General features: G+C 44.0%; 4 protein-coding genes. 2 read left to right on the top strand and 2 right to left on the bottom strand.

From position 1 onward, the window contains the following. A partial coding sequence (locus tag WBV27_RS09220; RefSeq protein WP_424201414.1) for a sensor histidine kinase occupies nt 1-255 on the top strand: 255 nt, incomplete at its 5' end. Between the two features lie 21 nt (nt 256-276). Here WBV27_RS09220 and WBV27_RS09215 read toward each other — a convergent pair. Next, nucleotides 277-846 (bottom strand): GNAT family N-acetyltransferase, encoded by a 570-nt coding sequence (locus WBV27_RS09215; RefSeq protein WP_424201412.1) that lies wholly within the window; start codon nt 844-846, stop codon nt 277-279. Nucleotides 847-983: 137 nt separating this feature from the next. On the opposite strand from WBV27_RS09215, the gene WBV27_RS09210 reads away from it, so the two are divergent. After that, nucleotides 984-1,547, top strand: a complete 564-nt coding sequence (locus tag WBV27_RS09210) for a hypothetical protein (RefSeq protein WP_424201410.1) — start codon at nt 984-986, stop codon at nt 1,545-1,547. A gap of 21 nt (nt 1,548-1,568) precedes the next feature. Here the strand turns inward: WBV27_RS09210 and WBV27_RS09205 are convergent, their stop codons facing one another. Further along, the gene (locus WBV27_RS09205) at nt 1,569-2,381 is read right to left on the bottom strand and encodes an AraC family transcriptional regulator (RefSeq protein WP_159072203.1); all 813 of its coding nucleotides are present in this window, start codon (nt 2,379-2,381) and stop codon (nt 1,569-1,571) included. Nucleotides 2,382-3,263: the final 882 nt, after the last annotated feature.

Raw genomic sequence — 3,263 nt, 5'->3', positions numbered from 1 at the left:
GCCTTAGGTGAAGGCTGCCGATTAGCTGTCAGCGACAACGGGCCGGGGATCCCGGAAAAGGACCAACCGTACATCTTCGAAAAGTTCTTCAAATCAAACGAAGAAAGCAACAAGAAAGGCACCGGCCTGGGATTGGCGGTCGCCAAGCAGATAGCCGATCGCCACGGCATCGCTTTGTCGGTCGAAAGCACACCGGGAAAAGGCTCCACCTTCCTTTTTGACTTGAAATTGCAAAAAAATCAGCCGCAACAGTAAACGTTGCGGCTGATTTTTTTGTTAGTTATATGTGAAGTCCCACTGCATATGATCATAGACATGCCCGCTCAATATCCGCTCGGAAACGGTCCTGAAGCCGACTTTTTCATAGAGTTTTTTAGCCTGCAGATTGTCCTTTTCGCAATTCAGGCCGATGACGGTTTCACCCGCAGCTGACGCGAGTGTCGGCAGTGCCTGCAGCAATTGGTGGGCGACGCCTTTTCCACGCGCTGCTTGCTTCGTCACGATGGAATCCAAATACCATTCTCCGGCAAACGTTTCGCTGTCGGGGAAAAGACTAGGCGCCGGGACGTGCATTTCCTTAAAAGCGGTCCGGAGTGCGGCATCGATGATGGATTCGATTGCTCCTGGATAGCCGAAGCAACAGCCAAGAATTTCACCGTTTTCTTCATAGACAAGGCCATTCCGGTAACTGAACCGGTAGACGTCTTCCTGCATGGCCCGGACCACCGCGGCTTTCAGGACATCCGGATCCAACAGATCGAGCAGCGGCAATTCCATGTCCACAAAGATTTCGTGAATCAGATCATATAATTCAGGACAGTCTTCTTTTTTTGCTTTGCGTATCATCTTGCATCGTTCCTTCAGTTTTTTTTAATTCCAGTATACCATTAGTTGCGGAGGCGCATCAGTTACTGTTCACTGCATTTCCGCTGTGGTAAACTGAGCGATATAAGAGGGAATCTCGTTCAAAAGGAGGGATCGGTTTGGCAATAATGAAGGACAGCGGGAGTCGGAAGTCGATGAAACGGATTGTCGTTATCGGCTGCAGCGGATCGGGAAAGTCCACCTTTTCACGCAAGCTGCAACAGTTGACGGGCAATCCGTTGTATCATCTCGATAAACTGTATTGGCTTCCCGATTGGAATCTGCGCTCCGCTGAGGAACAGGACCGGATCCAAACAGAATTGGTCAAAGAAGAAAAATGGATAATCGACGGCAATTACCAACGGAGCCTGCCGATCAGGCTGGAGCGTGCGGATACGGTCTTCCTTTTCGACTACCAAAGAAGGGTGTGCCTTTACCGCGCGTTGAAACGGATTGTTTCGAACCGCAAACGGACCCGCCCCGATATGGGGGAAGGCTGCCCGGAGCGCTTCGATTGGGAATTCATGAAATTCATCTGGAACTTCAACAAAAACAACCGCCCGGGTTTGGTCGCCTTATTGGATCGGACGCCGGATGGCATTGCAGTACATCATTTCCGCAAACCGCGCGAGGCGGCAAACTATTTGCGGGCATTGGAGGAACAAAAAGAAGAAGCCGCATAAGCAACGGCTTCTTCTTTTGTATTATTGGTTTCCTTGACGACGGTATTGTGAAGGCGTGCAGTTCGACAATTCCCGGAATGTTTTCGAGAAGTGTGAAGGTGACTGGAAGCCGACCAAGTGTGCAATATCGGCGATTGCGATATTGGTATTGCGCAACATTTTTTGCGCTTCATCGATACGGATATGGATCAAGTAGTCGATCGGCGACATGCCGACTTCCTGCTTGAAGATACGGATCAAGTAGAATTTGTTGATGTGGACCAGATCCACCAAGTCATCCAAAGTGATGTTCTTGTGGTAGTTCACTTTCATGTAATTCTTGACCGTTTGGATTTCTTTGTGGTTCTTTTTGTTCAGTGAGTTCCGGATCGAGAATTCTTCCAGACGCAACAAGTGGATCAGAATGATCTCGACGAAGCGTTTGCTGACCTCTTCATAGCCTTGGTTGCGTGTGCTCATTTCATCCAGCAATAAATTCAGGAAGGTTGCGGTTTCTTTTTCACCGTCATTGTGGCGGTAATAAGAGAAATCGCTTTCTGCATCCCCGATTTTTGAGAACTCAAGTCCGTGGATACCGACTTCGATGATCTCTGCTGCTTTATCTCCTGTCAGGTCCCAATAATACTCTACATTTGGATTCAATAAGATCAACTGATCTTTTGAAAGCTTTTCCGTCGTTTCTTTCATTATTAAAGAAACATCCCCAGATGTAACGTAGAAAAGTTTAACATAAGGGAATTTTTGGTAATTAGTAGGTTGGGCGGCTGTGATTGTATTCTTTTCAGCGAGTACAATCTTCAAGGAGAGGTTTTTTATGTTGGACATGGTATACATAGTTATCCTCCTAACGTAATCTATCTGATAGCAACGGTTCGACAATTTGAAAATTAATTGACTCAAATTCCATATCATCCGAACGAGCCAATAACAATAATAATATACTATTTTTTTTGTTTGTCTAGTATATTTTATAAAAATATAAAAATTTAATCCTTGTCATAAAAAGGCTTATTTGTAATATGTATGTAATTTAATCTGACATGTACAAACGGTAGGCTAAAAATGATAAGTTTATTGCGGAAAGTATGTTGCCGTTAACGAAACCAATTTATTGATGCGACAGAGGGGGCAAATATTTTTCCATTAAAGCGTATGGATTGAGGTATCGGCTCCGATTCTCCCAATCGCGGCCGATTGCAATAAAAGTTTCAGGCTGAGTGATCACTATCCATTTTTGGCGTGCAATTTAATAGCCCCTTTAACATGGATTATCGGTCCCAAGATAGCGAAAAGACTTTCGGATCATAATAGACATAAACTCTGTTTTTGTCTATTAAAAGTCTTCTAAAAAACAAAATAGCTATAGTGGTTTGCGCTTAAAGGTTTGTTTATGGGCACTTTTGGTGTGAGAAGTTATTTAAGAAAAGCAACATAACTGATGTAAAAATATTTATTTTACTGTATGCTGGTATTTCTGCTCATCAAAAAGTGAGGGACGGGAGAGGACAGGAAGGGATGCTTTTCGGAAAATCCTTATAGGTTGGGATTCCTCAGGCACTGTGCTATATTTGTACGCGAATGTGACAAATGTCATTTCATGTATAGTATAGCACCATCGCGTGAAAACGTCATCTAATAACTGAACATTTTTATATCAACTGATTGGAATTTGTATAAATTTCAATGAATTCTATGTAGGATGTTTGTTTCAGCTTT

The sequence above is a fragment of the Trichococcus sp. genome (assembly GCF_049589555.1).
In the GTDB taxonomy this organism is placed as follows: Bacteria; Bacillota; Bacilli; order Lactobacillales; family Aerococcaceae; genus Trichococcus.
This window is presented reverse-complemented; position numbering and strand designations above follow the sequence as displayed.